We start from the raw sequence: 23,786 nt of genomic DNA, 5'->3' as shown, positions 1-23,786 counted from the left end.
GGGCTCAGAGCGACTTCGGCTGGGCCTGGGGCTCGGCCTGCGGCTGCGCGACAGTCGGCTGGACGGCCGAGGCCTGCGGCAGTTCGGCGGCCGGTTGCTGCACCGGTGCTGCACTTGCCTGTGCGCTGCTGCTCTCGTTCTGCATCTGGCTGACTTCGCTCTTGAAGATGCGCAGTGAGCGGCCCAGGCTGCGGGCGGCATCGGGCATACGCTTCGCGCCGAAGAACATCACGAAGACCGCGGCGATGATCAGCCAGTGCCAGATGCTCAGACTGCCCATAATTAAACCTCCAAAGAATGTGGTAGCTCCGATGCTACCGGACTATGACATGCGAGAACGCCCGCGTCGGTGCGCTCCCCCGCCTCCCCGAGCCTTTTGCCGGACGTAAGTACGTCGACGGTTTCATACCGGGCCGACGGTCGGCCAGTGTGCTCATTTCTGGGCGTACCCGACGAGTTACCAGTGTGCTCTCTAAACGTATCGCCGCTGGTCATGGTGCCGACCGTACCGTGCGTTCTGTGGCCAATTGCCATCTAGTCGTCAAGAATTCGGCCGACGTGTGTAGGGCGGTGCTGAATGACGTGGTGTGTTGGTCTCGCCCGGTCGGGCCGAGGCCAGCGAAGACGGCGGGGTGCAGGGGAAGACGGAGGATGGGTCCGGCTGTGCGGCGCGTTCTGTCGTTTGCCACCCCTGTTGTGGGACCACCGCGTTGCCAGTCGTGGGACCACCGACTTCGGAACAGAAGTGGAATAGGTTATTGCGCTGTCGATTGGCGAACGCTTCGTTCCCGAACGACCGATATGCGGCATTATCGCTCACTCAACCTTACTGAAGTCAGCCCAGCGGGGCGATCGGGTCGATGTAGTAGCCGCTGGTGCCGGCCACCGCGCTGGTGCCGTCGTGCATTAACTCCCCGACGACCAGCGCATGACGCATCGTCCCGGCGGTGTCGATGATGCGCGGCGTTTCGGGCCCGGGGGCCGGCGCTGAGGAGGGTCCGGTGCGCAGGGGAAGCTTCGCGGGCTGAGCTCACCGTGATTCTCGGCGTGCGCGGCGCCGTCGTTGCAGGCCGGGGTGTATACCGGCGGGGAGGTCGGCGTGCGCGGCGATGCGATGAAGCAGCGGAAGGAAAAGGGTTCGCTCGGTGTCCTCGAGTGGTGCGAGGATTTCCGATTCCAGTGCATCGGCCTCGGCCTGGACTGTCCCGAGTACCTCGCGCGCGTGATCGGTGAGGTGGACCGCGTGTGCGCGACGGTCGACCGGGTGCGGGCGCCGGGTCACCAGTGCGCGCTCCTCTAGCTCGTCGACCAATCCGACCATCGCGTTGCGGTGCACCCGCAGCAGATCAGCGAGTTCCTGCTGACTGCGCCCATCCGCAACCGCCAGGTTGCCCAGGACCGCGAAGTGGGCCGGATCCAGATCCAATCGCGCCAGCTGCTCGGTGAACCGGTACGCCACGTGATGACCGATCTGCGACAACAAGAAGACTGCGCGCGAGTCCAGCGGCTGGTTCACCATGACCTCACATTAGCAACTCAACAGGATTGCCACATAACAGTATTGACATCTAAGAATATTGTCTCTTACGGTGACAATATGCCGATTCCAACCAACCCCGCCGTTCCCACCACCCCGACCGTCCCTGACACCGACGCCCCGGTCACAGTGATCAACACGATGTCGGTCCCCGCGGCACAGCGGGACCTGTTCCTGCAGCGCTGGCGCGACAGTGCCCAGTACATGGCGGCCGCGTCCGGTTTCCGCCGAACCCGGATGTTCCAGGCGGCCGGTGAGGCGGACGAGGTGGTGTTCGTCAACGTCGGGGACTGGGACAGCGGCACCGCCCTGCGCAACGCCCTCGGCACTCCGGAATGGCGTGAGTTGACGCTGCGGATCCAGGACGGCCTCGACCTCACCGCACGGCCGATGATCTACCACCTCACCCTCGAACTGGCACCCGGCGACATGCTGTCCCAGTGACCGCCGAACGCTGACTCGAAGATTCGACGCCCGGCCGACTCGCACGCGAGCGCAGGCGGCCGGGCATTACCCCTCGGCAGGGCCGAATGCCTTGTCGGACAACAGCTCACCGTTACAACGTCACTGGAGAACAATCATGTCGCGCAAGACCCTCAACACCGTCCTGGCCACCGCCGTCGTTCTGTTCACCTTCTACCTCGCGATCTCGTTCGTCCTGACCCCCGGGACCGCCGCCCAGGGCTTCGGCCTGCCGAACGTGCCCGCCGGCGACGGCGGCGGCTTCCTCATCGTGAAGGGCAGCCGCGAACTCGCGATGGGCCTGGGCACGGGCATCCTGCTGGTGACGGGCCAGCGCCACGCCCTGGGCTGGGTCCTGCTGATGACGGCCGTCGCCCCGGTCGGCGACATGATCAACGTCCTGGCCCACCACGGCTCCACGGCCACCGCGTTCGGCGTCCACGGCCTGACCTCGGCGCTGATCGCCGTCACGGGCCTGCTGATCCTCCGCGAAACCAGCAAGGCGCCCAAGGCCCAGCAGGTCGCCGCCCCGGCGCCCGCCGCGCAGCCCGCCTGACCTCTGCACGCCCCGAACGACCGCACCATATTTCACGAACGAGGACTCGATGAAACAGCTCTACTGGGCCGCCGTCGGCTACACCGCACTGGGACTGCCGTCAGGCCTGTTCTACCGCGAACTCACCAAAACCCACCAGTTCACCGGCAAGACCGAACTCGCCGTGGTCCACACCCACCTGCTGGCGTTGGGAACACTGTTCTTCCTGATCGTCCTGGTGCTCGAACACCAACTCGCCCTGTCGAACACCCGCGCCTATCGCTGGTTCTTCGCCCTCTACAACGCAGGTGTCCTCTGGATGGTGGCGTGCATGACCATCATCGGTGCCCGGACCGTCCTCGGGTACGGCGAATACAAGCCGCTGTCGCACCTGGCCGGCGGCGGTCACATCCTGCTGACGATCGGATTCGCGCTGTTCTTCCTCACCGTGCACCAGGCCATCACAGCCCGCCGAGAAGAGATGGCCCCCTCCTGACCTCCGGCATCACAGGTCCACCCGATACCGCACGCACACTGTGCTTTTCGTCATTGCCTAGGAGGGAACGAGCTCAACATGTCCATGTTGCACATCGGTCGATCCGAACCGTTCCTAGTCAGCGCCCACGAGGCCGAGGTCGTGCCACCGGCAGGCGGTCGGTTCCGCGTCACCCATATCGCGGTCCTCCGCGACGGTCGCCGGCCCTGGCCCGCCGATTCTGATCGACCGGTGGGTCCTCGACGGGCGCGGGCGACACGACGCTCCGGACGCATCTCACGACGAGCCGTCCTTCATGCGAACCCGAAACGTCCTCAATTCGGCATTTCGGGACGTTCAGTTTGCCGTCGCCATGATCGGTCGGCATAACGAATCTGGAACATGTTCTCCCAGCGGATCACCTGCTGTCGCTACCACCCGCTCCTGGTCGCCGATAGAAGGCTCGATTCGCTTGCCCGCCCCCAGCAGTGCGCGAATATCGTCGAAGTTCCGAGTGGTCAAGGCACCGCTGAGTGTCACCTGATGCGCCCACTTGTCGAACAGTCTGAGTTCCTCGTTGCGGTAGTCCATGTCCCCATAGGCGGCAAGTTCTTGCCGGATGGCCTTGAAACGTTCGGTCAGACTCGTGGTCATCATCTTTTTGGACGTTCTCGCGATTCCGCTCGAACTCGTCCACGACTACCTGGGGCACCAACAACTGGACGTGGCCCTCCTCCACGAACGTTTGTAGTGGTCGGATCAACCGCTGGCCGTCGCGACGCTTGGCCAGGTCCAGCCAAGTCGACGTGTCGACAAAGAGATCCAGCACGCCGACCACCAGGGCGTCCGAAGATTCGACTGCCATACCCCTGATCGTAAGTGGCCCCAACGTTTACGGATTCGAGCGCACACAGCGCGGGTCGCGGTCACACGGCCGCGTCAATCCCCATGTTTCGACACGAGCAATCCCGCCGAGCCCGAAGTCGTCCGCGTTCCCGTGTTCGACGCGCCGCGCCCCGGGCACCATAAAGTTGGGGCCGATTGACCAACACCCGCAGGGCATCGCGACCCCTCAGACGGGATACGTACCCACGATGACCAGGCGTTTTTCAGTTGCCCATGTTTTGCGTGTCCTGCCGAGAGCACTTACCTGCGACAGTGTTTCCGCAGGCTAAGGCGACTTTTGGCGTCGCAGGTTCGATTCCTCAAAGGCACTATTCGTCGTTCATACGCGATTTCGCGCACACTGAAGACGCACAGGTCAAACGGCTACCCTGGTACAAACCTCTAGCAGCACGAGACCAGGAACCAAGTCGTCAGCGCGCTAAATTCAGCACCGGTCGACGTCGCAATGGTCCGCTTGCCATTTCAACAGTGCGGCAAGCGCCTTCGCCTGGGCGGTGGCAATGCGTTCTCCTTCCACACCGCCGACATATTAGATGTCGATCGGGGGCAGGCCAGGGTAGATGTCCTGCCAGCGGCAGCGACGGCAGTGGAAGTGCCAGTACACGTAGCCGGTCAAGAAGCGGTCTAGGTGCGGGCGTTGCTCGTCAGTGGCGAGATCCAGGATTCGGCGGTAGGCGGCCCGGCCGCCGTCGAGGCTCCTGCGGTAGGCGGCGAGGTAAGGAATGTTCTCCTGTACCGAGCGGCGATAGATCCTGCTGACGAGGAAGTCCTCACCATGCACCGCCTCCTTGTAGAAGGACAGGACGTCATTCATGTCGCTGAGAAACGCCTCACCGGAGCTCAGCGCCGCCGACCAGAATGCCCGATTGCGGTGGGCGCTCAAGCAGGGGTCGATGAACTGAAGTGAGGTGAACCAGAACTGGCCGTAGCCGTTGAAAGTGCGGACGAAGTCACTGTCGATCTCGTCGGACGCTTCCGGCGTGAACTCTGCCTCCATGAGGACGCCGGTAATCGCGTTGTAGAAGAAGGTCTTGTAGACGGCTAGGAATGTCGGATCACAGAACCGCGCGACTTCGGTGAACATGTGCTGGATGTATTCGGTGTACGACGATGATGCGGACTGCCCAGCCAGCATGCCGTCCCGCATGATGGCTTCGGCTTCCACGGGATCGTGGCAGCACACATCGTCGACGTTGAGGGTGAATACCCAGAGGCGGTCGAGGGCAAGGGCGAGCGCGTCGTCGGCGACGGGCACCAGCAGGGCGCGCATCTGCGTGAGGTCCCTGGTGGTGGCAGCGGGAACGGTGACGCCAAAGGCCTCGAACTCGGTGGTGAGCATGTTGACGTTGGCGCGGACCTGCGCGAGGTTGATGGGCGGGTCGAAGCCCGCGGTGCGGGCGATCATTTCGTCGACCAGGCCGGAGGCCAGGACGCTGGCGACCATCGCGCGGTGGCCGGCGTCGGGGACGGCGGCAAGGGCGCGGCGCCCGGAGAAGTGAAGGACGTCAAGGCCGGGCGGTCGAAGGTGCCTGATCGGAGGGCGGCTTGTCGACGGGAGGCGTACCGCGCGGCCCCGTGGCTTGGGCCGGGACCGGTCCGGGGTTCGATTCGCGGTGTGCACGCTCGGGGATGCTGCTTCCTTGAACGCTGCTTCCGTGAACAGGGTCTCGGCATCCTTGCCGGTGAGTGCCTCCGCCGCCGCGACCCCCGAGGCGCAGCCGGATTCGTGGAAGCCGTCGCCATGGTAAGAGCCCGCGAAGGCGAGGACGTGATCGGACAGCGCGGGCAGGCGGCGTTGGGCCGCGGCGGACCGCAGGGTCATGGTCGGGTGGCGGAAGACCTCACGGGCCAGCACACTGGCCGGATTCACCGGAGTGAAGGGGTCGTAGGTCACCCAGTACGTCGTGGACGATGTCTCACCGCGCATTCGATTCATGTTTGCGTGGGCAGTGAGCGGCGGCAGATGTGGGTTAGTACAGGACAGTTGGATCGCGACACCGGCGCTGCCTGATCCGGTGGGCAGCATGCTCTCGTCCGTGTGCAGCACCGCCTCGAGCGGCGTGTAGTCGAACGCGTTGAGCACGGACCGTTGCTCGGCGGTGGGTTCGGTGAGCAAGGCGAGCGCCTGCGGGGCGTGCAAGGCCAGCACGGCCTTGTCGAAGTGGTGGATGTTCCCGGCGGCGTCCCGGATGGCGACTCCGTCGCCGGTACGGCTGACCGCGCGTACCGGTGTCGAGGTTTTGATCGAGGTCACGGTAGCGGCGATGCGCTTGATGTAGGCCGCACTACCTTCGGACAGCACGTACCAGGATCGGAATGCCTCGGCACCGCCGAGGAGCCCGTAGCGGTCCAGCACGTTGGTCAGATACCCGATGGGGGTGTACCTGAGGTCCGTCAGGAGCCATACCCGCAACCGGGGGTAGACGAAGTGCTCAGCGAAGTAAGTGGAAAACTCTTCCTTGAGCAGAAACTGCTCGAGGGTGGTGTCCGGCTCGGCGTGAATGGCCTCTCGCAGGTGCGACACGAATCGCTTGGAGTCCTCGACGCATCGGTGCCAGACGTGTTCGCTGACGCCAGGTGGGCGGCACGGGAGGCTGGCCAGCTCCATGGGATCGTCGCTGCGGTGGGCGAATCCACAGTCGGAGCACGACACCTCCGTGGACACGTCCACTGGCTTAGTCGCCACTCCGAGGTCCTTCACTAGCCGGGTGAAGTTCGGGTAGTGGATGGTGCTGGCAATCGCGAACGCCATCTCCGCAGGCCAGCCGGGTTCGGGATGCCGGGTGTCGACGTGACCGCCCAGGCGGGAGTCTGCCTCGAACACGGTGACCTCGAACTTGTTGCGCAGCAAGTAGGCTGCAGTCATACCGGACACACCGGAGCCGATGACCGCAACACTCGGAGCCATCTGTATTCCTTCCATATCGTCGAGCGCGATGGGGGTCGCGCGTGAGCGGATATCGGCCCGATCAACGAAACCCACGCCGAACTACAGAGCAGAGGTAGTCACCGTCGCGCGCCTGCCAACAGCTTGCCGTGCGGTGGCGGTGCCGAAACCGTTGGGGCGCACGGGGATCGCCCCAGTGATGTCGGTGATATCCAGTGCCGTCGTGTTGGGCCCAGTCGTGTTGGGCACAGCGCTGAGCCGTTGCGCGATGGACATTAGTTCCGCTGCGGCTTTCGACTCCGGATTCGCCGCCCGTAGACACTTCAGGGCCGCATCGCGTTGGCGCTGCGCTTCCGCACGTGCCCAAGAGTGTCCCCCCGCCTGCTCGATGAGCTCGGCGCAGGTCCGCAGATCGGCATCGTCCAACGGATCGGCGCGATAGTACAGCTGGGCCAACCGCCTGGCGGCGCTGTTGCCAGTGACCAGGGCGGCCACCACTGGCAGTGACTTCTTGCGGGTACGTAGGTCGGACAGTACGGGCTTGCCGGTGGTGGCCGGATCGCCCCAGATGCCGAGGAGATCGTCGACGAGTTGGAATGCGAGGCCGAGGTGCTCGCCGAACTGGCGTAGCTGCCGGACTCGTTGTGGCGTGGCTCCGGCGGCAATCGCGCCGAGCTCGCACGCGGCGGCGAACAATGAGCTGGTCTTGTTGCCGGCCATCTCGATGCACTCGTCGAGCCGCACGTCAGACCGGCCTTCGAACGCCATGTCGGCGACTTGGCCGTCAACCACCCGCAGCAGTGCCGCATTGAGTCGAGGCACCCCCTCGGTGGCCAGCGGCGGCCTGTCGGCGATGAGAGCCTCAGTAGCCAGTGTTACCAGGGCGTCACCGGCGAGGATGGCTGCAGGTATGCCGTAGACCGTCCACGCGGTGGGGCGGTGGCGCCGGGTGCGGTCGGAGTCTATGACGTCGTCATGCAGCAATGAGGAGTTGTGCGCCAGCTCGACCGCGATGGCCGCGTTGGTCGCGCGTTCGGCGGTGCCGCCGACGGCCCGCGCCGCGAGCATCGCCAAAGTGGGCCGCACCGCCTTGCCCGCACCTTCTGCCTGGGGACGGCCCTGTTCGTCCCACCAGCCGAAGTGGTAGCCGATGACCTGGCGCGTCGCTGGGTTCATCTGGTCCACCGCTGCCTGTAGGCCGGGGGTGATCAGCTCACGGGCGCGCGCGAAGGGGTCCGCATCAGCGGTGGGGGCCATGGGCGCTCCCGAGCTGAACGTTCTCCAGCACGCCCAGGGCGTCCGGCACCAGCACGGCCACCGAGTAGTAGCAGGTGATCAGGTAGTTGACGATCGCCTTCTCGTCGATGCTCATGAACCGCACGCTCAGGCCGGGCTCGTACTCGTCGACCAGGCCGGTCTTGCGCAGACCGATGACGCCCCGTTCCGCTTCGCCGGTGCGCACCACCATGATCGACGTGGTGCGCCGATCGCTGATCGGGATTTTCCAGCAGGGATAGATGGGCACACCGCGCCATGCGGACAGTCGACCGCCGGGGACGTGGATGGTTTCCGGGGAAACGCCCTGTCGGGTGCACTCGTCGCGGAAGGCGGCAATGGCATCCGGATGGGCGAGAATGAAACTGGGGTTCTTCCAGACGGTGTTAAGCAACTGATCCATGTCGTGCGGAGTGGGCGGGCCGCTACGGGTGTAGATCCGTTGGCTGAAGTCCGCATTGTGCAGCAGGCCGAATTCCTTGTTGTTGACCAGCTCGTACTCCTGACGCTCCCGCACCGCTTCGATGGTCAGTCGCAGTTGCTGCTCGAGCTGGTCGATCGGTTCGTTGTAGAGGTCGGAGACCCGGGTGTGCACTCGAAGGATGGTCTGCGCGATGTTCAGCTCGTATTCGCGTGGCTCGAGTTCATAGTCGACGAATGTGCCTGCGATGGGAACCTCACCGCGATGACCGGACATGACGTCCACACCGGCCTCGCCATGAGCGTTCTGCGATTTTCCTCTGGTCGCTTGATAGCGCTCCAGCTGGTCGCGCAGTGCCTCGGACTGTTCGAGCAGCTCCTGGAAGGCCGACTTTGGCAGTGACATCACCGTGCAGGCTGTGGTGGCCTTGATCGAGTAATTCCAGGCACTCTCGGGGCCGATCAATGCTTCGTTGCCGAAATAGTCACCGTCGGCGATGATTTCCAGGATCGACTCTTCCCCGAACTCGCCTTCGCTGAGTTTGGTGAGCCGTCCGTGTACGAGCAGATGGAGCTGGTCGGCTTGAGTGCCTGCCGCTACCAACACTTCCCCCGGTTCGTATTCATGTTGGGTGAATCTGTCGGCAAGGGCTTGCAACGCGTCGGTATCGGCGAAATTCCGCAGCCATGGGAGTTCGGTCAGCTCGGCCGGAATGACCTGTACCGCATTGCCGGTGGCGTGGAAGTTCAGTCGCCCGTCGCCCAGCGTGTAGTTCAGCCGCCGGTTGACCCGGTACGCACCACCCCTGGCCTCCACCCAAGGCAACTGGTCAAGCAGCCAGCGCGGGGTGATGCCCTGCATCTGCGGTACGGACTTGGTCGTCGACGACAGCTTGCGCGCGGCCGCTGTGCTCAGACTGAGCTGCCCGGCGCCGTTGTGCCCGTTGAACTCTGGCACGACTCACCACCATTCACAATAGACAGATATAGACGGGACAGACGGTGTCACAATGACGTGATCTCAGCAAGATCGCCGGTGTGTTGCAGGCGATTCGAGCCGATCCCATTCGGTGTCGGTGAACCGCCCTGGGTTTGGTAGCAATGCCGTTAACTTTGGAGGTTTGCTCAGGTCAACGCCGTGGACTGGTGCTGATTCGGTCCGCATGTGAGATCGGCTGTGCAGCAGTTGGTTTCGGACTATGGTGCCGGTTCGCGGCGGAGTTGGAGGCGGCCGGTCAGCTGACTGATCGGATCGGTCTGGGTGTGCTGACGAGGGTTGTGGGTCCGGATCCGGTCGATGAGGTGCTGGTGGCGACCGGGCGGACCAAGAGGCGGCGGCGACTGTTGCCTGGCGATCTGGTCAGCCGGTCGTTCACGCGATCGCGGCCAAATCAGTTGTGGGTCACCGACATTACCGAGCATCACCCCCGGGAAGGCAAGGTGTACTGCGCGGTCGTGCTCGACACGTTCTCCCGCCGAGTCGTCGGCTGGTCGATCGACTCGACCCAGACCGCCGCGCTGGTGACCAACGCGCTGGGAATGGCCATCGCCAACCGTTCACCGCGGGCCGGGACGATCATTCATTCCGGCCACGGGGTGCAATTCACGCCCTGGGCCTTCACCGACAGGGCCCGCCAGTCGGGGCTGGTCCCGTCGATGGGCTCGATCGGCGACTGCTACGACAACGCAGTCATCGAATCCTTTTGGGGCAGAATGCAAACCGAGCTACTGAACCGGCAACGATGGAGAACCAGAATCGAGCTGGCCAACGCGATCTTCGAATACCTGGAGATCTTCCACAACCGTCGACGCCGTCATTCGGCCCTCGGAATGCGATCCCCGATCGAGTACGAGATGATGCAGTCATCCATCCAACCCGTGGCCTAAGTCCAGTATTCCGACTCCACGAAACCCGGGGAACATCAGCATTGCTACCAAACCCAGGGCGGTTCACTGCCCCCACTGCGGCGAAGCGATCACCATCGTCGCGCTACTCACCACCCTAGAAGCAGCCCGGCCCAGCATCCCTACAGACAACATAATCGTCCCGCTACACCGCCCAACCTGATAGCCTCAAACCCTGCTCCGCCTGGGAATTTCGGCGAGCAAGTCTGAGGATTCTCCTCAAGCGCTATCACCGTTCCAGCGATCTGCGGGTTCAGCAACTCCGGATAGCGTCCAGGAGTTGCAACACGGCATATCCGTCCGAACGTCAAATCGGATAAACACCCACGATGACCAGGCGTTTTCCGGTTGCCCATGTTTTGTGTGCCCTGCCCAGGGCGCGAACCTACGACAGGGGCAACTGAAGGGATCGACGCCCATGCGATGGCAAAACTGCACTCTCGTCCGGTCGCTCATGTCCGGCATGGTTGCTGGCCAGCCGTCGCGGCTTGTCATCAAACCCGCCATTTAATGGCTGACGTCAACCAACGAAACCCACGCACGCCAACGCTAGTAATCGACATCACAGCCAGAACTGGGCAGAATTTCAATGTATCCGCAGCTCAGAGGCTCTCTGAACCAACGACACCCAACGCTGCCAACTCTTGACAACGACACCCATCGCACCCTAGTTCGGTGCGAGTACATGGAGTTACCCATGTACTCACGAAATCAGTGGTTCTTTGTGCCAGCCGCCGATCGCAGTTCCTCCAACAGTTCCGGTCCGGTCCAGTCGCGGCGGTCGCCGTGTTCGGCGGCCACGATCAGTTCGATGAGTCGCTGATTGACCGGTGTCGGCAGCCCCACCATCGCGCCGAGGCCCACGATCTCCCCGCACAACCAAGAGATTTCGGTCTTGCGACCGAGTTCGAGGTCATCGGCCATGGACGAGCGCGCCTCCGGATCGATGGCCAGTACCGTCGCGGCGACCCGGCGGAAGATCCCGTCCGGAACGGTCAGCAGCCGGGCCATCCACTCCGGCGGCAGCGGCGTCAGCCGGGCAGGGCGAATTCGCGCCCTGTGCATCGCGGCCAGCGCTTCGCGCTGGGTGAGGGCCAGGCAGCGCCGGAAGTCGCGGTCGGACAGTTCCTCGCGCAGCGGCCTGCCGGACAGCGCATTGATCGGGTTATTGAGGTTCAGCAGCAGCTTCGCCCATTGCACCGGCAGCAGGTCCGGAGACCGCCGCAGTGCTAGACCAGCACGCGCGAATACGTCGGTGAACTGTGCGAGCGCCGGATCGTCCTGCACCGCCAGCCCGCCCTCGGTGCCGCGATGGAACCGGCCGTCGGGATGGTGCACGACGTTGAACATCACCATGCCGGCCAGCACCACACAGGTGGGCAGGATCTCGCGGATCACCGCATCGTTGCCGATCCCGTTCTGCAGGCTGAGCACCACGGTGCCGGGGCGGATCTTGCCGTCGAGATCGCGCACGGCCGTCGCGGTCGCCGCCGACTTCACCGTGACCAGCACCAGATCGGCGGACCCGACATCCTCCGGCGTGGTCGACACCCGCACTGCATCCCCCGCCACCGCGACATCACCGCCGTCGAGGTCGGTGAGCCGCAGCCCGGATGCGCTGATCTCGTCCAGCACCCGCTGCCGGCCGACGAATGTGACATCGGCGCCGGCCGCCGCCAGCTTTCCACCGACAAAGGACCCGATACTTCCGGCGCCCAGGACCAGCACCCGAGCGGGTGCTACCACCTCGCTCACGCCGTTCCAGCCTGCGTGCGATTCATCTGGTCTCCAGGAAACCGGCCGATTCGTAGGCGGCCAGCGCGGCGTTCGAGCGTTCGCGCACCGCGGTGATCAATTCGGGTGGGCCGAGCACCGTGACGCCGGAACCGAAGCCGAGCAGCAGCCGCGCCATCCAGTCCATGGTGGCGAAGCGCATGGTTGTCTCTATGCTGCCGTCCGGGTGCACCGCCATCCGATGCATCGGGTATTGATCGAGCACCCAACCGTAATCGCCACGAATGCGCAAGCGCGCCAGCGGAACCGCGGGATCGTCCTGGAACAGGTCGAGCGCGGCGGCCGCCTCGGTCGCATGGCTCGGCGGCCGGGCGGGCTCGTCGAGTTCGGTGGCCGCCTCGATCCGATCGAAGCGGAACAGTCGCACACCCTCGGCTTCGCGGCACCAGGCCTGCAGGTAACTGTTGTTGTCCACCAGGACAATACGAATGGGATCGACGACACGCTCGGATACGACATCGCGACTCGCCGAGTAGTAGACCAGGCGCAGCGCGCGCTGGCGGGCCAGCGCGGACCGCACCGTCGAGACTGCAGGCGCCTCGGTCGGCAGGTGCTCACGGGCCTCATCGACGGTCTTGCCGCCGACGATGGCCGATTCCAGTTTGGCGATCGCCGCATGCGCCGCGGTCGGATCGACCATGCCCGGCATATCCACGATCGAGCGCAGCGCCACCAGCAATGCGGTCGCCTCGGTAGAGGTCAGCCGCAGCGGCCGGTCGATGCCCGCCGAGAAGGTAACCTCGATGCTCTCCTCGGAGAACGACAGGTCGATCAGATCGCCCGGTCCGTAACCAGGTAGGCCGCACATCCACAGCTGGTTGAGATCGCTCATCAGCTGCTTGGTGGTCACGCCGAGATCGGCGGCGGCCTCTGCGGCACTGATCCCTGGATTGGCGATGAAGTAGGGAATCATATTGAGCAGCCGTGAGAGCCGAACCGAAAGTCGACTGCGCTCGGTTGTGCCTGTCGTCCGCTCGCTCATGACTGCACCTCGCTAGCCGTCATGACCGAGCGATGCTCGGCTGTGCCTGTCCGACGCTCGCTACGCTCGCTCATGCGGTGACCTCCGTGTGGTCGAAGACCGAACGCAATCGCGCCACCACGTCCGCGCGCAGTTCCTCCGGTGCGAGCACTACGGCATCTGGACCGAGTCCGGTGATCAAGCGCGCCAACCAATCTCGGGATCGGATGGGCAATTCGACGACCACGCCGTGGCGTTCGCCGATGGTGCGCTCTTCCAGCACGGGTCCGAGTCGACGGATCTCGCGGCCGCGACCGTCGGCCACCCACACCGTCGCGGTGCCGGTCACCGGGGCGCTGCCGGTGACGGTGCCGACGATCTCACGCAGATCCACGCCCTCGGGCTTGCCGACCGAATTGGGTGGGCCGTAGGCGGTCACATCGTCGCCGATGCGCGATAGCCGGAAGCTGCGGACCGCATCCCGGTTCCGATCGTGCCCGACCAGATACCAGCGGCCGTTGTGGGTGACTACGCCCCACGGCTCCACATCACGCATGACATACGGCTCGTTGATCGCACCCCGATGTTCGAACCGCACCGCCTGACCAGCATCGACCGCGGCCAGCAGCTTGCCGAGCACCGCATCCGAGCCACGGGTGCGCGCGGGGACCGCGGGCACCGAGGCCACCGCGGCATCGGTCTCGACGTGGATCCCGGCCGCACGTAATTTCAACAGCGCGCCCTCGGCCGCGGCCGCCAGCTCCGGCGACTCCCACATCTGCACCGCGACCGCGACTGCCGCCGCTTCCTCGCTGGTCAGATCGATATCGGGTAGTTCGTAGGCGTCACGGTTGATCCGATAGCCCTCCACCGTCGAATATCGGCTGACCTGCCCGACCTCCAAGGGAATCCCCAGGTCACGCAGCTCGTTCTTATCGCGCTCGAACATTCGACTGAACGCCTCGTCGCTGGCCGAATCCTCGTACCCCGCGACGCTGTCCCGAATCCGCTCCGCGGTCAGGAATTGCCGGGTCGACAGCAGCGCGATGACCAGATTCATCAGCCGCTCGACCTTGGATATCGCCACTCGACACAGGGTAATCGGCCACCCGCCGCGACCGCGCGTCGGCGCGCGATTCACCGCATTCCGCTTCGCGCGCGGCCATCATGGAACCATGATCATCGCGTTCTCAGTCACACCGCTCGGCGAGGGCGTCGACGTCGGCCGAGCCGTCGCCGAAGCCGTCCGCATCGTGCGCGCCAGCGGTCTGCCCAATCGCACCGATGCCATGTTCACCACGATCGAAGGCGAATGGGACGAGGTCATGGCCGTGGTCAAGGACGCCACGGATGCCATACTCGCGGTCGCACCCCGTTGCAGCTTGGTCCTGAAAGCCGACATCCGCCCGGGCGTGACCGACGCGATGTCCGCCAAGGTCGAGACCATCGAGCGCTACCTCGCCGAGAACTAGCCGCAAGCCCACGCTCACCTTCGTCCTCGCACACCCATCGGCCTCCTCGCAGAAGTCACAACATGTGCGAGGCACCGGGTAGGTCTGCGAGGACACAGACGCGGCCTAATCCACCGACTGCGGCACGCTGCCCCTCGGACGGGCTGGGCGGCGGAAGCGGCTACATCGAGGCGATCAGCCGATCGACCCGCTCGTCCACCGAGCGGAACGGGTCCTTGCACAAGACCGTGCGCTGGGCCTGGTCGTTGAGCTTGAGATGCACCCAGTCGACGGTGAAGTCACGGCCCGCTTCCTGGGCGGCGGTGATGAAATCGCCACGCAGTTTGGCGCGGGTGGTCTGCGGCGGGGTGTCCACGGCGGCGTCGACGGCCTCGTCCTCGGTGACGCGCTTGGCCAGACCTTTGCGCTGCAGCAGGTCGAAGACGCCGCGGCCGCGCTTGATGTCGTGGTAGGCCAGGTCGAGCTGGGCGATCTTGGGATCGGACAGTTCCATGCCGTAGCGGTCCTGGTAGCGCTGGAAGAGCTTGCGCTTGATCACCCAGTCGACCTCCGTGTCGACCTTGGCGAAGTCCTGTGCCTCGACCGCGTCCAGGGTGCGGCCCCACAGATCGACGACCTGGTCGATATTGGGGTCACGGTCGCGGTTGCGCAGGTGCTCGACGGCGCGGGCGTAGTACTCACGCTGGATGTCGAGTGCGCTGGCCTGGCGTCCGCCGGCGAGCCGGACCGGACGGCGACCGGTCAGGTCGTGGCTGACCTCGCGGATGGCGCGGATCGGGTTGTCCAGGGCGAAATCGCGGAACGAGACGCCCGCCTCGATCATCTCCAGCACCAGCGCCGCCGTGCCGACCTTCAGCATGGTGGTGGTCTCGGACATATTCGAGTCGCCGACGATCACGTGCAGGCGCCGGTACTTCTCCGCGTCGGCGTGCGGCTCGTCGCGGGTGTTGATGATCGGGCGCGAGCGGGTGGTCGCCGAGGAGACGCCCTCCCAGATGTGCTCGGCACGCTGGGACAGGCAGAACGTGGCCGCTTTCGGCGTCTGCAGCACCTTGCCCGCACCGCAGATCAGCTGGCGCGTGACCAGGAACGGCAACAGCACGTCCGAGATCCGGGAGAACTCGCCGGCCCGCACGACGAGGAAGTTCTCGTGGCAGCCGTAGGAGTTGCCCGCGGAGTCGGTGTTGTTCTTGAACAGGTAGATGTCGCCGCCGATGCCTTCCTCCGCGAGGCGCTGTTCGGCGTCGATCAGCAACTCCTCCAGCACGCGCTCACCAGCCCGGTCGTGAGTGACCAGCTGCGCCAAGTTGTCGCACTCTGCGGTGGCGTACTCCGGATGCGACCCGACATCGAGGTAGAGCCGAGCACCGTTGCGGAGGAACACGTTAGAGCTACGGCCCCAGGAAACTACCCGGCGGAAAAGATACCGGGCCACCTCGTCGGGGCTGAGCCGACGGTGTCCGTGGAAGGTGCACGTCACACCGAATTCGGTCTCGATCCCCATGATTCGTCGCTGCACACTATCGACATTACAGCCATGTCATGTAGTCGCGTGGGGCTGCGGACAACCCCGGTGCATACGTCTTCACAACGATTTCGCACGTGAGCGAAATGTTCGGCGGAAACCACCGGTCGAAACGAAGGCCCTCCCGATGCATCGGGAGGGCCTTCGCAGTCGAACGATCGTGGTGGACTACTCCGATTCGGGAGCGTCCTCGGACTTCGCCTCGGCGGGCGCCGCCTCGGCGTTGCTCGCCGAGTTACCGCCGTTCAGCAACTCGTCCAGGGCCACGCCCGCGACCCGGCGGAATGCCCGCCGCGGTCGCGCCTGTTCGAGGGTGGCGACCTCGAGCGAACCCACCCCGAGCACCCGCTTGTCCTTGTCCGCGGCGCCCTCGGGCACACCGGCCTTCAGCGCCTTCACGGCCACGCCGACGGCACCGGCCAGATCGAGTCCGGGCTGGTAGGAGGTCTTCAACGCGGTCATGATGGGCTCGGTCGTGCCGCCCATCACCACGTATTCGCGCTCATCCACTATCGAGCCGTCGAAGGTGATCCGGTACAGCACTGATTCCGGTGACTGTTCCGGGTAGCCGACCTCGGCCACGCAGATCTCCACCTCGTAGGGCTTGAGCTGATCGGTGAAGATCGTGCCCAGGGTCTGCGCGTATGCATTGGCCAGGCCACGACCGGTGACATCGCGCCGGTCGTACTGGTAGCCCTTCAGGTCGGCCTGCAGGATGCCGCCGCGGCGCAGTGCCTCGAATTCGTTGTACTTGCCGACCGCCGCGAACCCGACGCGGTCGTACAGCTCGCTCACCTTGTGCAATGTCGCGGAGGGATTCTCCGCGACGAACAGCACACCCTTGTCGTAGGTCAGCACGATCACACTGCGACCGCGAGCGATGCCCTTGCGCGCGAGCTCGGTCTTGTCGCGCATGATCTGTTCGGCCGACGCGTAATACGGCAGTGTCATGCTGAGGCACTCCCCTCTTCCGCGGCCTCGCGATCGGCGACGATCGCCCGCGTGATCTCCTCCAACCGCGATTCGGTCACCTCGTCGGCGCCCTCGTCGTTGATGATGATTGCCGTCGGGTAGATGCCGCGCACCAGATCCGGTCCGCCGGTGGCGGTGTCGTCGTCGGCCGCGTCGAAGAGCGATTCGACGGCGATCTGCAATGCGCGATCCTCACCGATTCCCTTGGCGTACAGCTTTTTCAACGACGACTTCGCGAACATCGAACCCGACCCGACCGCGGTGTAACCGAACCGCTCCTCACTGCGCCCGCCGACCACGTCGTAGGACACGATGCGACCGGCCTTGTCCGGATCGGTGGCGTGCTGGTCGTAGCCAACTAGCACCGGAACCACCGCCAGACCCTGCAGCGCGGCAGGGAGGTTGTCGCGCACCATCTTCGACAGCTTGTTGGCCTTGCCGTCGAAGGTGAGCGAGACACCCTCGATTTTCTCGTAGTACTCCAGCTCGACGGCGAACAATCGCACCATCTCGATGGCCATGCCTGCGGTACCCGCGATACCGGCCGCCGAATAGGTGTCGGTGATGTACACCTTCTCGATATCCCTGCTGGCCAACAGGTTTCCCTGGGTGGCCCGCCGGTCACCGGCGATCAGCACACCACCGCGGAACGAGACCGCCACGATGGTGGTTCCGTGCGGAGCCAGCTCCTTCGCGGAGGTGCCACCGGAGATTCCGGTGGCACCTTCGATCGCGCCGAATCGGTTGCCAGGCAACAGTTCCGGTGCGTGCATGCGCAGGTGCTCGGTGAATGACGAGAGGGCGTGCCCCGGGTGGAGACGCAAGGGGTCACCTGCTGTCACTGGCCGCCCTTCTGCACATACGCGCGGACGAAGTCTTCCGCGTTCTCCTCGAGCACATCATCGATCTCGTCGAGCAGGTCGTCGGTGTCCTCCGCCAGTTTTTCGCGGCGCTCCTGACCGGCGGCGTCAACGCCCTCCGGACCCTCGTCCTCGTCGCCGCCCCCGGCGCGCTTGGTCTGCTCTTGTGCCATGGCAGCCGACCTCCTCTGTCCTCATCATGACCAGGGCTCCATTCTGAGCACGACCCTGATCATGAGCAATGTCCGTGCCCGTACATCAACACTACCCAGCCGCCCTGACAACGTGCTGAGTTATTGGCCGCGCGGGCGCGGCGTGTTCGCGGCCCCTTCTGTCTCGCGTCCGAGCCGTCGAGACTCGCGCCTACGGCGCATGCGCTTCGACGACTCGGACGCGAGACGGGCCGCGAACGGGCCGCTCGTAAGACTCGCTCCGTCCTGGTTGCGATCGCGATAATCGTTGCTACCTGGGCTTATTCGCGCGACTTGCTAGTTGGTCAGCTGTTCCACCAACTCGGCGGCGGTATTCACGCCGTCGAGCAGCTTGCCGACGTGAGCCCTGGTGCCGCGGCGCGGTTCCAGGGTCGGGATGCGCACGAGTGAATCGCCGCCCAGGTCGAAGATCACAGAATCCCAGCTGGCCGCTGCGATATCGGCACCGAATCGACGCAGACATTCGCCGCGGAAGTAGGCACGGGTGTCGGTCGGCGGCTTGGTCATCGCGTCGAGCACTTGCTGCTCGTTGACCAGGCGTTTCATCGAGCCGCGGGCGACCAGGCGGTTGTAGAGGCCCTTGTCCAGGCGGACGTCGGAGTACTGCAGGTCCATCAGGTGCAGTTTGGGCGCGGCCCAGCTCAGGCCCTCGCGCTTGCGCATCCCCTCGAGCAGGCGCAGCTTGGCGGGCCAGTCGAGCAGATTCGCGCATTCCATCGGATCACGTTCCAGCAGATCCAGCACATTGGCCCAGTTCTCCAGGATGTCCTTGACGCGCTCGTCGTCGTTGCCACTGCGGGCCACGAACTTCTCTACCCGGTCCAGGTAGATGCGCTGCAGCGCCAGCCCGGTGAGTTCGCGACCATCGGTGAGCGCGACGGTGGCGCGCAGGGTCGGATCATGGCTGATCTGGTGGACGGCGGTGACCGGACGGGCCAGCTGCAGATCCGACAGATCCTCGCCCGCCTCGATCAGGTCCAGCACCAGCGCGGTGGTGCCGACCTTGAGGTAGGTGGACATTTCGGCGAGGTTGGCATCGCCGACGATGACGTGCAGGCGGCGGTATTTGTCCGCATCGGCGTGCGGTTCGTCGCGGGTGTTGATGATGCCGCGCTTGAGCGTGGTCTCCAGACCGACCTCGACCTCGATGTAGTCGGCGCGCTGGGACAGCTGAAATCCGGCGTGATCACCGGACTGGCCGATGCCGACCCGGCCGGAACCGCAGATCACCTGGCGCGAGACGAAGAACGGGGTGAGCCCGACGATGATCTGGTTGAACGGGGTGTCGCGGCTCATCAGGTAGTTCTCATGGGTGCCGTAGGAGGCGCCCTTGCCGTCGACATTGTTCTTGTACAGCTGCAGCCGCGGCGCACCCGGCACGCTCGACGCGTGCCGCGCGGCCGCCTCCATGACCCGTTCACCGGCTTTGTCCCAGATGACCGCATCCAGCGGATCGGTGACCTCGGGCGCGGAATACTCCGGATGGGCGTGGTCGACGTAGAGTCGGGCGCCGTTGGTGAGGATCATATTGGCCGCGCCGACCTCGTCGGCGTCGATCACAGGGGCCGGACCGTTCATCCGGCTCAGGTCGAAGCCGCGGGCGTCGCGCAACGGCGATTCCACCTCGTAATCCCAGCGCGTACGCTTCGCGCGCGGCACCCCCTCCGCGGCGGCATAGGCGAGAACCGCTTGGGTAGAGGTGAGAATCGGGTTCGCCGACGGCTCGGTGGGTGTGGAGATGCCGTATTCGACCTCGATACCGATGATGCGCTGCATACCGTCGAGCCTAGGCGACGCCTGCCTGCCGCCGGTCGCGACCGGCGGCATCGGCGATCTCGGGTGACCTCGATGTCATACCGATGGTGGTACTTCCGGAGGATACGGGCAGGCCGCGGCGGCCGGGATATTCGGAATATGACCGATTCGATCGCCGAAATCACGGGGCGCCACCGCAAGTCGGATGAACCGAGCGTCACCCAGCCGAAGAATCCCGCGCGGTTGGTCGCCCTGGACGTATTGCGCGGCATCGCGATCCTCGGCACGCTCGGCACTAATATCTGGATCCTCACCCATCCCGAGGGCATCGTCGGGTACATCAACGAATTGGGCAGCCCGGCGACCGGCTGGATGTGGTCGGAGCGAGTGCTGCAGCAGCTGGCACAGGGCAAGTTCCTGGGGCTGCTGACCATCATGTTCGGCATCGGCCTGGCCATCCAGCAGGGCTCGGCGGTGCGGGCCGGTCGACGGTGGCCGGGCGGCTATCCGTGGCGGGCCGGGTTGCTGTTCCTCGACGGTGTGCTGAATTTTCTGTTCGTCGCGGAATTCGATGTGCTGATGGGTTATGCGGTCACCGGTTTGGTCGTCGCCTTCATTCTCGCGACAAGTGAACGCGCGCAACGTCGTTGGCTGACCATCGCAGCCGGATTCCACATCGCCATGCTGACGCTCATCGGCATCGCGATGGCCGTTGCGGACCAACAGGATTCGACGTCGCGCGAGCCGCTGGATCCGAATCCCTATGCGGACGGGTCGTTCTGGGATCTGGTGCTGTTCCGATTGGAGAACGCGGGCATGTTCCGGTTCGAGCCGATCTTCGTCTTCCCGATGTCGATCGCGCTGTTCCTCGCCGGTGCGCAGTTGTTCCGGGCCAGAGTGTTCCGACCGGAGGGTGCGCGGATACGTAGGCGGCTCATGATCATCGGATTCGCTGTTGCCGCGCCGATCGATCTGGCGGTCGGTGTGCTCGGCGGCGATCTGGTCTTGCTGACCAGGTACGGCACCGCCCCGTTCGTCGCCTTCGGCCTGCTCGCGCTGGTCGCGGAGTTCTACCTGCGTCGTCCGCGGGTCGGATTCGTCGGCAGGCGGCTCACCGAGGTCGGGCGGATGGCCCTGAGCTGCTACATCCTGCAGAATCTGGTCGCTTCGGTGTTGTGCTACGGGTGGGGTTTCGGGCTTGCCGCGCGTGTCTCCCCTGACGCTCGGGTGCCGTTCACCGCGGGTATCTACCTGCTGGTCGCGCTGATCATCGTGACCATCGCGCACCTGTGGTTGCGCCGGTTCGAGCGCGGTCCGGTCGAGTGGGTGTGGAATCTCAGCTACCGCACGCTGGCCCGCGAACACTGAGTCGCCGCCGCGTCGCATACATCGCCGCAGTTCAACACCCGAAATCGGTGCAAATGCGACCGGATGTGGCCGAGGAGAACATGAGTAGCGGACTACTCGTGTTCTTTTCGCGTCGGCGCCGGATGCTGACGCGACGTCACCGAACTGCGTCGACGTATCGATTTCAGATGCACAGGAGGTGCGTCATGTCGGAACCGGCCCGAGCAATGAGTAAGGACCACGCGTTCGCCGAACTCGAACGTCTCGCGAACGATGACCTGATCCGCTTCGACGGGCCTGCCTCACCGGCCTCGGTCGGATTCGCAGGTTTCGACCCGCCGTCCAGCCGGCCGCTACCGGGCAGTCTCGCCGGAGTGGTCATCCGCCGCGGCAACACGCCGGTGGCACCACAGCACCTCGATTCTCGAAATGCGTTGGCACTGGTGCGATTCTGCCGATTCCTCGCCGCCAACTTCGGCGTGACCGAGGTGCACACCCTCGGAGCAGACGGCCGCGGAACGCATTCCGACGACTGCCACGGCCAGGGCCGCGCCGTGGATTTCGCCGGTGTCACCATGCCGGTCGGGGACGTATCGCGCAGAATCACCGTGGCAGCGCATTGGGGCACCGTCGAGACCGCCGTGACACCCGGCGGCACGTGGCCGCGCGGCACTGGATCCCGGGTGCGCTACCGACTCGACGAACCCGATGCGAGTCCGCTCGGCGATCCGGACGGCGATCTGTTCGTCGCCGACTTCTTCCGCAGCGTCTACGATTTCGCGGCGGGTGAATGGCAGGACTGTTCGGACAGTCCCGATCCCGCGACTGCCATCTCCGGCATCGGCGATCCGAGTTTCATCCTGCATCCCGACCATCCGGACGACCATCCGCTCCCGGCCACGTCCGGTCGCGCGGCCCATATCGATCACATCCACTTCCAGATCGGCAAGTCCGGGACCGAGTAGGTGGACTAGCGTCGTCGGTGTGACGCTCGCCGACCGATATCCGTTGCTGCACACGCCAACCCGCTGGGAATGGGGTGGTCTGGATGTGCGGTTCTCCACCGAGTTGCCACCCGACGAACTGGTCACCAATATCCACGTCGTCTGCTTCGTCGGCGCCGACATCGTGCTGTGTCACGACGATCGCGATATCTGGATCGTGCCCGGCGGCACCAGGGAGGCGGACGAAACTGTCGATGCCTGCGTGCGACGCGAACTCATGGAGGAGGCCGGCGCCCGCCCGGTAGGACCGGTGCGGCCGTTCGGCGCTCACCACACGACCACCGACCGCCCTGCACCGCACTATCCTTGGCAGCCACACCCGCACAAGGCGTGGCTGTGGTGCACGGCAGATGTGGTTGTCGAATCCGCGCCGACCAATCCCGAGGATGCGGAGAATATTCTCGAGGTCCGCGCCTTCGCGCCCGAGGAGGCAATGCGCCTGTCGCGCACCGACGGCGATTACATGGCCGAATTGCTCGCCCTCGCAATCGAATTCCACCGGGGCTGATCAGCCGAGGGGCGTACGCAATCCGGTGAGCAGTCGCGCGATATCGATCGGCGCCTGCTCCGGTCGCAGCGGTGCGTGTCCGACGAGCAGGCGGTACCAGAACGGTCCGAAGATCAGATCGGTCGCGTACTCGATATCCAGGTCGGCGGCGAGTTCACCGTGACAGATTCTATTGGGACCGTACGGGTTCCGCGCGGCTCAGCAGGTCTTTGACGATAGTGTCGCGCTCCAGCGGAACTCCGAGACTGCGCGCATTGCCCTCGAACAGCGCGAGCACCGATTCGGTCAGGATGCCTTCGACTTGATCGGAAGTCAGTGTGGTCGCGGCATCGGAGCGCCAGTTGTTCACGAAAGCGTCGACGAAACCGATGATGCCGAAGGCCATCGGGCGGGCGCGATTCGGATCGATTCCGAAGCGCGCCAACGATATTGCAAACATATCGGCGAGCCGACCACCGATGCGATTGCGCGCACCGGCCAGCGCCTGTGACGAATCCCCTTGCGGTGCGGCATCACCCAGGAATCGGTGCAGATTCGGATGACGCTCGACCCAGCCGATATAGGTACCGATCGCGCCCCGCACAGCATCCCGCAGGGTGCCGTCGGGCTGCAGGGTCGGCATCAGTGCGGTGAGCAGTGAATTCAGGATCTCCCGACGAATCTGCTCATCGAGATCGGCGCGTCCGTCGAAATGCCGGTACACCACCGGGCGCGGCAGATGCAGCCGGTCCGCGATCGCCTGCACGGACACTTCGACACCCTGCTCTTCGATCACCGTGATCGCCGCATCGATGACGTCCGCGCGACGGCGGGCCTTGTGGCCGTGCCATCGGGTGCTGCGACCGTCCGACGCGGCGGGATCGTGCTTTCCGGGGGTACTGCTCACCAGCTCACGATACCTGGAACGGCTATTGACCGTGACAGTCTGTCTCACTAACCTGAGTGTGACAGCTTGTATCAGGTATTCGAGAGTT

At 64.8% G+C, this 23,786-nt stretch carries 24 protein-coding genes and 1 pseudogene; 8 read left to right on the top strand and 17 right to left on the bottom strand.

Going from position 1 to position 23,786, the window contains the following annotated elements; translation table 11 throughout:
* Positions 1-4 precede the first annotated feature (4 nt).
* Both tatA and OIE68_RS07360 read right to left on the bottom strand, forming a co-directional pair.
* Positions 5-280 (bottom strand): Sec-independent protein translocase subunit TatA, encoded by a 276-nt coding sequence (gene tatA / locus OIE68_RS07365; RefSeq protein ID WP_040691476.1) that lies wholly within the window; start codon positions 278-280, stop codon positions 5-7.
* Positions 281-1,030: 750 nt separating this feature from the next.
* Positions 1,031-1,519 carry a MarR family transcriptional regulator gene (locus tag OIE68_RS07360; RefSeq protein ID WP_327098626.1) on the bottom strand — a complete coding sequence of 163 codons (489 nt, stop codon included), beginning with the start codon at positions 1,517-1,519 and terminating at the stop codon, positions 1,031-1,033.
* Positions 1,520-1,597: 78 nt separating this feature from the next.
* Between OIE68_RS07360 and OIE68_RS07355 the strand changes: the two genes are divergently transcribed.
* The 3 genes from OIE68_RS07355 (at position 1,598) to OIE68_RS07345 (ending at position 3,030) form a co-directional block, all read left to right on the top strand.
* Positions 1,598-1,981 (top strand): antibiotic biosynthesis monooxygenase family protein, encoded by a 384-nt coding sequence (locus tag OIE68_RS07355; RefSeq protein ID WP_327098625.1) that lies wholly within the window; start codon positions 1,598-1,600, stop codon positions 1,979-1,981.
* A gap of 136 nt (positions 1,982-2,117) precedes the next feature.
* Positions 2,118-2,555 (top strand): DUF4267 domain-containing protein, encoded by a 438-nt coding sequence (locus OIE68_RS07350; RefSeq protein WP_327098624.1) that lies wholly within the window; start codon positions 2,118-2,120, stop codon positions 2,553-2,555.
* 49 nt (positions 2,556-2,604) lie between these two features.
* Positions 2,605-3,030, top strand: coding sequence for a DUF2871 domain-containing protein (locus OIE68_RS07345; protein ID WP_327098623.1), 426 nt, complete (start codon positions 2,605-2,607; stop codon positions 3,028-3,030).
* Between the two features lie 336 nt (positions 3,031-3,366).
* Here the strand turns inward: OIE68_RS07345 and OIE68_RS07340 are convergent, their stop codons facing one another.
* The 5 genes and pseudogenes from OIE68_RS07340 to OIE68_RS07325 all read right to left on the bottom strand — a co-directional run bounded on the left by OIE68_RS07340 (position 3,367) and on the right by OIE68_RS07325 (position 9,455).
* A complete protein-coding gene (locus OIE68_RS07340) occupies positions 3,367-3,663 on the bottom strand; it encodes a hypothetical protein (RefSeq protein ID WP_327098622.1) in 297 nt (98 codons plus the stop codon).
* A gap of 58 nt (positions 3,664-3,721) precedes the next feature.
* Positions 3,722-3,874, bottom strand: a pseudogene (locus tag OIE68_RS46990) (hypothetical protein); the annotation flags it as partial.
* A gap of 570 nt (positions 3,875-4,444) precedes the next feature.
* Positions 4,445-6,823: an FAD-dependent oxidoreductase gene (locus OIE68_RS07335; RefSeq protein WP_327098621.1), complete on the bottom strand. Its 2,379-nt coding sequence runs from the start codon at positions 6,821-6,823 to the stop codon at positions 4,445-4,447.
* Positions 6,824-6,904: 81 nt separating this feature from the next.
* On the bottom strand, positions 6,905-8,059 hold the full coding sequence (locus tag OIE68_RS07330; RefSeq protein WP_327098620.1) for a polyprenyl synthetase family protein: 1,155 nt from the start codon (positions 8,057-8,059) through the stop codon (positions 6,905-6,907).
* On the bottom strand, positions 8,043-9,455 hold the full coding sequence (locus OIE68_RS07325; protein ID WP_327098619.1) for a family 2B encapsulin nanocompartment shell protein: 1,413 nt from the start codon (positions 9,453-9,455) through the stop codon (positions 8,043-8,045). Before OIE68_RS07325 ends, OIE68_RS07330 begins: the two co-directional genes overlap by 17 nt.
* A gap of 143 nt (positions 9,456-9,598) precedes the next feature.
* Here OIE68_RS07325 and OIE68_RS07320 point away from each other — a divergent pair, with 143 nt between their 5' ends.
* Positions 9,599-10,384, top strand: a complete 786-nt coding sequence (locus OIE68_RS07320) for an IS3 family transposase (RefSeq protein WP_327098618.1) — start codon at positions 9,599-9,601, stop codon at positions 10,382-10,384.
* Between the two features lie 729 nt (positions 10,385-11,113).
* On the opposite strand, the gene OIE68_RS07315 is transcribed toward OIE68_RS07320, so the two are convergent.
* The 3 genes from OIE68_RS07315 to OIE68_RS07305 form a co-directional block, all read right to left on the bottom strand.
* Entirely contained in the window at positions 11,114-12,157 is a 1,044-nt protein-coding gene (locus tag OIE68_RS07315; RefSeq protein ID WP_327098617.1) for a 2-dehydropantoate 2-reductase, read from the bottom strand.
* A gap of 22 nt (positions 12,158-12,179) precedes the next feature.
* Positions 12,180-13,178, bottom strand: coding sequence for a YafY family protein (locus OIE68_RS07310; protein ID WP_327098616.1), 999 nt, complete (start codon positions 13,176-13,178; stop codon positions 12,180-12,182).
* Positions 13,179-13,248: 70 nt separating this feature from the next.
* Positions 13,249-14,244 carry a YafY family protein gene (locus OIE68_RS07305; protein ID WP_327098615.1) on the bottom strand — a complete coding sequence of 332 codons (996 nt, stop codon included), beginning with the start codon at positions 14,242-14,244 and terminating at the stop codon, positions 13,249-13,251.
* An 88-nt stretch (positions 14,245-14,332) separates the two neighbouring features.
* On the opposite strand from OIE68_RS07305, the gene OIE68_RS07300 reads away from it, so the two are divergent.
* On the top strand, positions 14,333-14,629 hold the full coding sequence (locus OIE68_RS07300) for an MTH1187 family thiamine-binding protein (RefSeq protein WP_327098614.1): 297 nt from the start codon (positions 14,333-14,335) through the stop codon (positions 14,627-14,629).
* 160 nt (positions 14,630-14,789) lie between these two features.
* On the opposite strand, the gene pafA is transcribed toward OIE68_RS07300, so the two are convergent.
* The 5 genes from pafA to dop form a co-directional block, all read right to left on the bottom strand.
* Positions 14,790-16,148 (bottom strand): Pup--protein ligase, encoded by a 1,359-nt coding sequence (gene pafA, locus OIE68_RS07295; protein WP_218007602.1) that lies wholly within the window; start codon positions 16,146-16,148, stop codon positions 14,790-14,792.
* Between the two features lie 174 nt (positions 16,149-16,322).
* Positions 16,323-17,105 (bottom strand): proteasome subunit alpha, encoded by a 783-nt coding sequence (gene prcA / locus OIE68_RS07290; RefSeq protein WP_327098613.1) that lies wholly within the window; start codon positions 17,103-17,105, stop codon positions 16,323-16,325.
* Positions 17,102-17,968, bottom strand: coding sequence for a proteasome subunit beta (prcB, locus tag OIE68_RS07285; RefSeq protein ID WP_327098612.1), 867 nt, complete (start codon positions 17,966-17,968; stop codon positions 17,102-17,104). Before prcB ends, prcA begins: the two co-directional genes overlap by 4 nt.
* Positions 17,965-18,159, bottom strand: a complete 195-nt coding sequence (locus OIE68_RS07280) for a ubiquitin-like protein Pup (RefSeq protein ID WP_014351559.1) — start codon at positions 18,157-18,159, stop codon at positions 17,965-17,967. Before OIE68_RS07280 ends, prcB begins: the two co-directional genes overlap by 4 nt.
* A 315-nt stretch (positions 18,160-18,474) precedes the next feature.
* Positions 18,475-19,974 carry a depupylase/deamidase Dop gene (dop, locus tag OIE68_RS07275; RefSeq protein WP_327098611.1) on the bottom strand — a complete coding sequence of 500 codons (1,500 nt, stop codon included), beginning with the start codon at positions 19,972-19,974 and terminating at the stop codon, positions 18,475-18,477.
* 138 nt (positions 19,975-20,112) lie between these two features.
* On the opposite strand from dop, the gene OIE68_RS07270 reads away from it, so the two are divergent.
* The 3 genes from OIE68_RS07270 (at position 20,113) to OIE68_RS07260 (ending at position 22,812) form a co-directional block, all read left to right on the top strand.
* Complete coding sequence (locus OIE68_RS07270) at positions 20,113-21,321, top strand: DUF418 domain-containing protein (protein ID WP_327098610.1); 1,209 nt, start codon at positions 20,113-20,115, stop codon at positions 21,319-21,321.
* Between the two features lie 185 nt (positions 21,322-21,506).
* Entirely contained in the window at positions 21,507-22,265 is a 759-nt protein-coding gene (locus OIE68_RS07265; protein ID WP_327098609.1) for a hypothetical protein, read from the top strand.
* Positions 22,266-22,284: 19 nt separating this feature from the next.
* Positions 22,285-22,812, top strand: a complete 528-nt coding sequence (locus tag OIE68_RS07260; RefSeq protein WP_327098608.1) for an NUDIX hydrolase — start codon at positions 22,285-22,287, stop codon at positions 22,810-22,812.
* Here the strand turns inward: OIE68_RS07260 and OIE68_RS07255 are convergent, their stop codons facing one another.
* Together OIE68_RS07255 and OIE68_RS07250 are read right to left on the bottom strand one after the other, a co-directional pair.
* Positions 22,813-22,980, bottom strand: a complete 168-nt coding sequence (locus tag OIE68_RS07255; protein ID WP_327101602.1) for a TetR-like C-terminal domain-containing protein — start codon at positions 22,978-22,980, stop codon at positions 22,813-22,815.
* Between the two features lies 1 nt (position 22,981).
* Positions 22,982-23,698 carry a TetR/AcrR family transcriptional regulator gene (locus OIE68_RS07250; RefSeq protein WP_327098607.1) on the bottom strand — a complete coding sequence of 239 codons (717 nt, stop codon included), beginning with the start codon at positions 23,696-23,698 and terminating at the stop codon, positions 22,982-22,984.
* Positions 23,699-23,786 lie beyond the last annotated feature (88 nt).

The organism is Nocardia vinacea, assembly GCF_035920345.1.
GTDB classification, from domain to species: Bacteria; Actinomycetota; Actinomycetes; order Mycobacteriales; family Mycobacteriaceae; genus Nocardia; species Nocardia vinacea_A.
The sequence above is the reverse complement of the archived record's forward strand: the minus strand, read 5'-3'. Positions and strand labels throughout refer to the sequence as shown.

What these genes read in the sequence shown, in the direction of transcription:
- OIE68_RS07355 (WP_327098625.1), top strand. Translation starts at nt 1,598, where the DNA reads ATGCCGATTCCAACCAACCCCGCCGTTCCCACCACCCCGACCGTCCCT.
- OIE68_RS07300 (WP_327098614.1), top strand. Translation starts at nt 14,333, where the DNA reads ATGATCATCGCGTTCTCAGTCACACCGCTCGGCGAGGGCGTCGACGTC.
- OIE68_RS07330 (WP_327098620.1), bottom strand. Translation starts at nt 8,059, where the DNA reads ATGGCCCCCACCGCTGATGCGGACCCCTTCGCGCGCGCCCGTGAGCTG.
- OIE68_RS07335 (WP_327098621.1), bottom strand. Translation starts at nt 6,823, where the DNA reads ATGGCTCCGAGTGTTGCGGTCATCGGCTCCGGTGTGTCCGGTATGACT.
- OIE68_RS07350 (WP_327098624.1), top strand. Translation starts at nt 2,118, where the DNA reads ATGTCGCGCAAGACCCTCAACACCGTCCTGGCCACCGCCGTCGTTCTG.
- OIE68_RS07360 (WP_327098626.1), bottom strand. Translation starts at nt 1,519, where the DNA reads ATGGTGAACCAGCCGCTGGACTCGCGCGCAGTCTTCTTGTTGTCGCAG.
- OIE68_RS07340 (WP_327098622.1), bottom strand. Translation starts at nt 3,663, where the DNA reads ATGACCACGAGTCTGACCGAACGTTTCAAGGCCATCCGGCAAGAACTT.
- prcA (WP_327098613.1), bottom strand. Translation starts at nt 17,105, where the DNA reads ATGACACTGCCGTATTACGCGTCGGCCGAACAGATCATGCGCGACAAG.
- OIE68_RS07270 (WP_327098610.1), top strand. Translation starts at nt 20,113, where the DNA reads ATGACCGATTCGATCGCCGAAATCACGGGGCGCCACCGCAAGTCGGAT.
- OIE68_RS07320 (WP_327098618.1), top strand. Translation starts at nt 9,599, where the DNA reads ATGCCGTTAACTTTGGAGGTTTGCTCAGGTCAACGCCGTGGACTGGTG.
- OIE68_RS07265 (WP_327098609.1), top strand. Translation starts at nt 21,507, where the DNA reads ATGTCGGAACCGGCCCGAGCAATGAGTAAGGACCACGCGTTCGCCGAA.
- OIE68_RS07280 (WP_014351559.1), bottom strand. Translation starts at nt 18,159, where the DNA reads ATGGCACAAGAGCAGACCAAGCGCGCCGGGGGCGGCGACGAGGACGAG.
- tatA (WP_040691476.1), bottom strand. Translation starts at nt 280, where the DNA reads ATGGGCAGTCTGAGCATCTGGCACTGGCTGATCATCGCCGCGGTCTTC.
- dop (WP_327098611.1), bottom strand. Translation starts at nt 19,974, where the DNA reads ATGCAGCGCATCATCGGTATCGAGGTCGAATACGGCATCTCCACACCC.
- OIE68_RS07310 (WP_327098616.1), bottom strand. Translation starts at nt 13,178, where the DNA reads ATGAGCGAGCGGACGACAGGCACAACCGAGCGCAGTCGACTTTCGGTT.
- OIE68_RS07345 (WP_327098623.1), top strand. Translation starts at nt 2,605, where the DNA reads ATGAAACAGCTCTACTGGGCCGCCGTCGGCTACACCGCACTGGGACTG.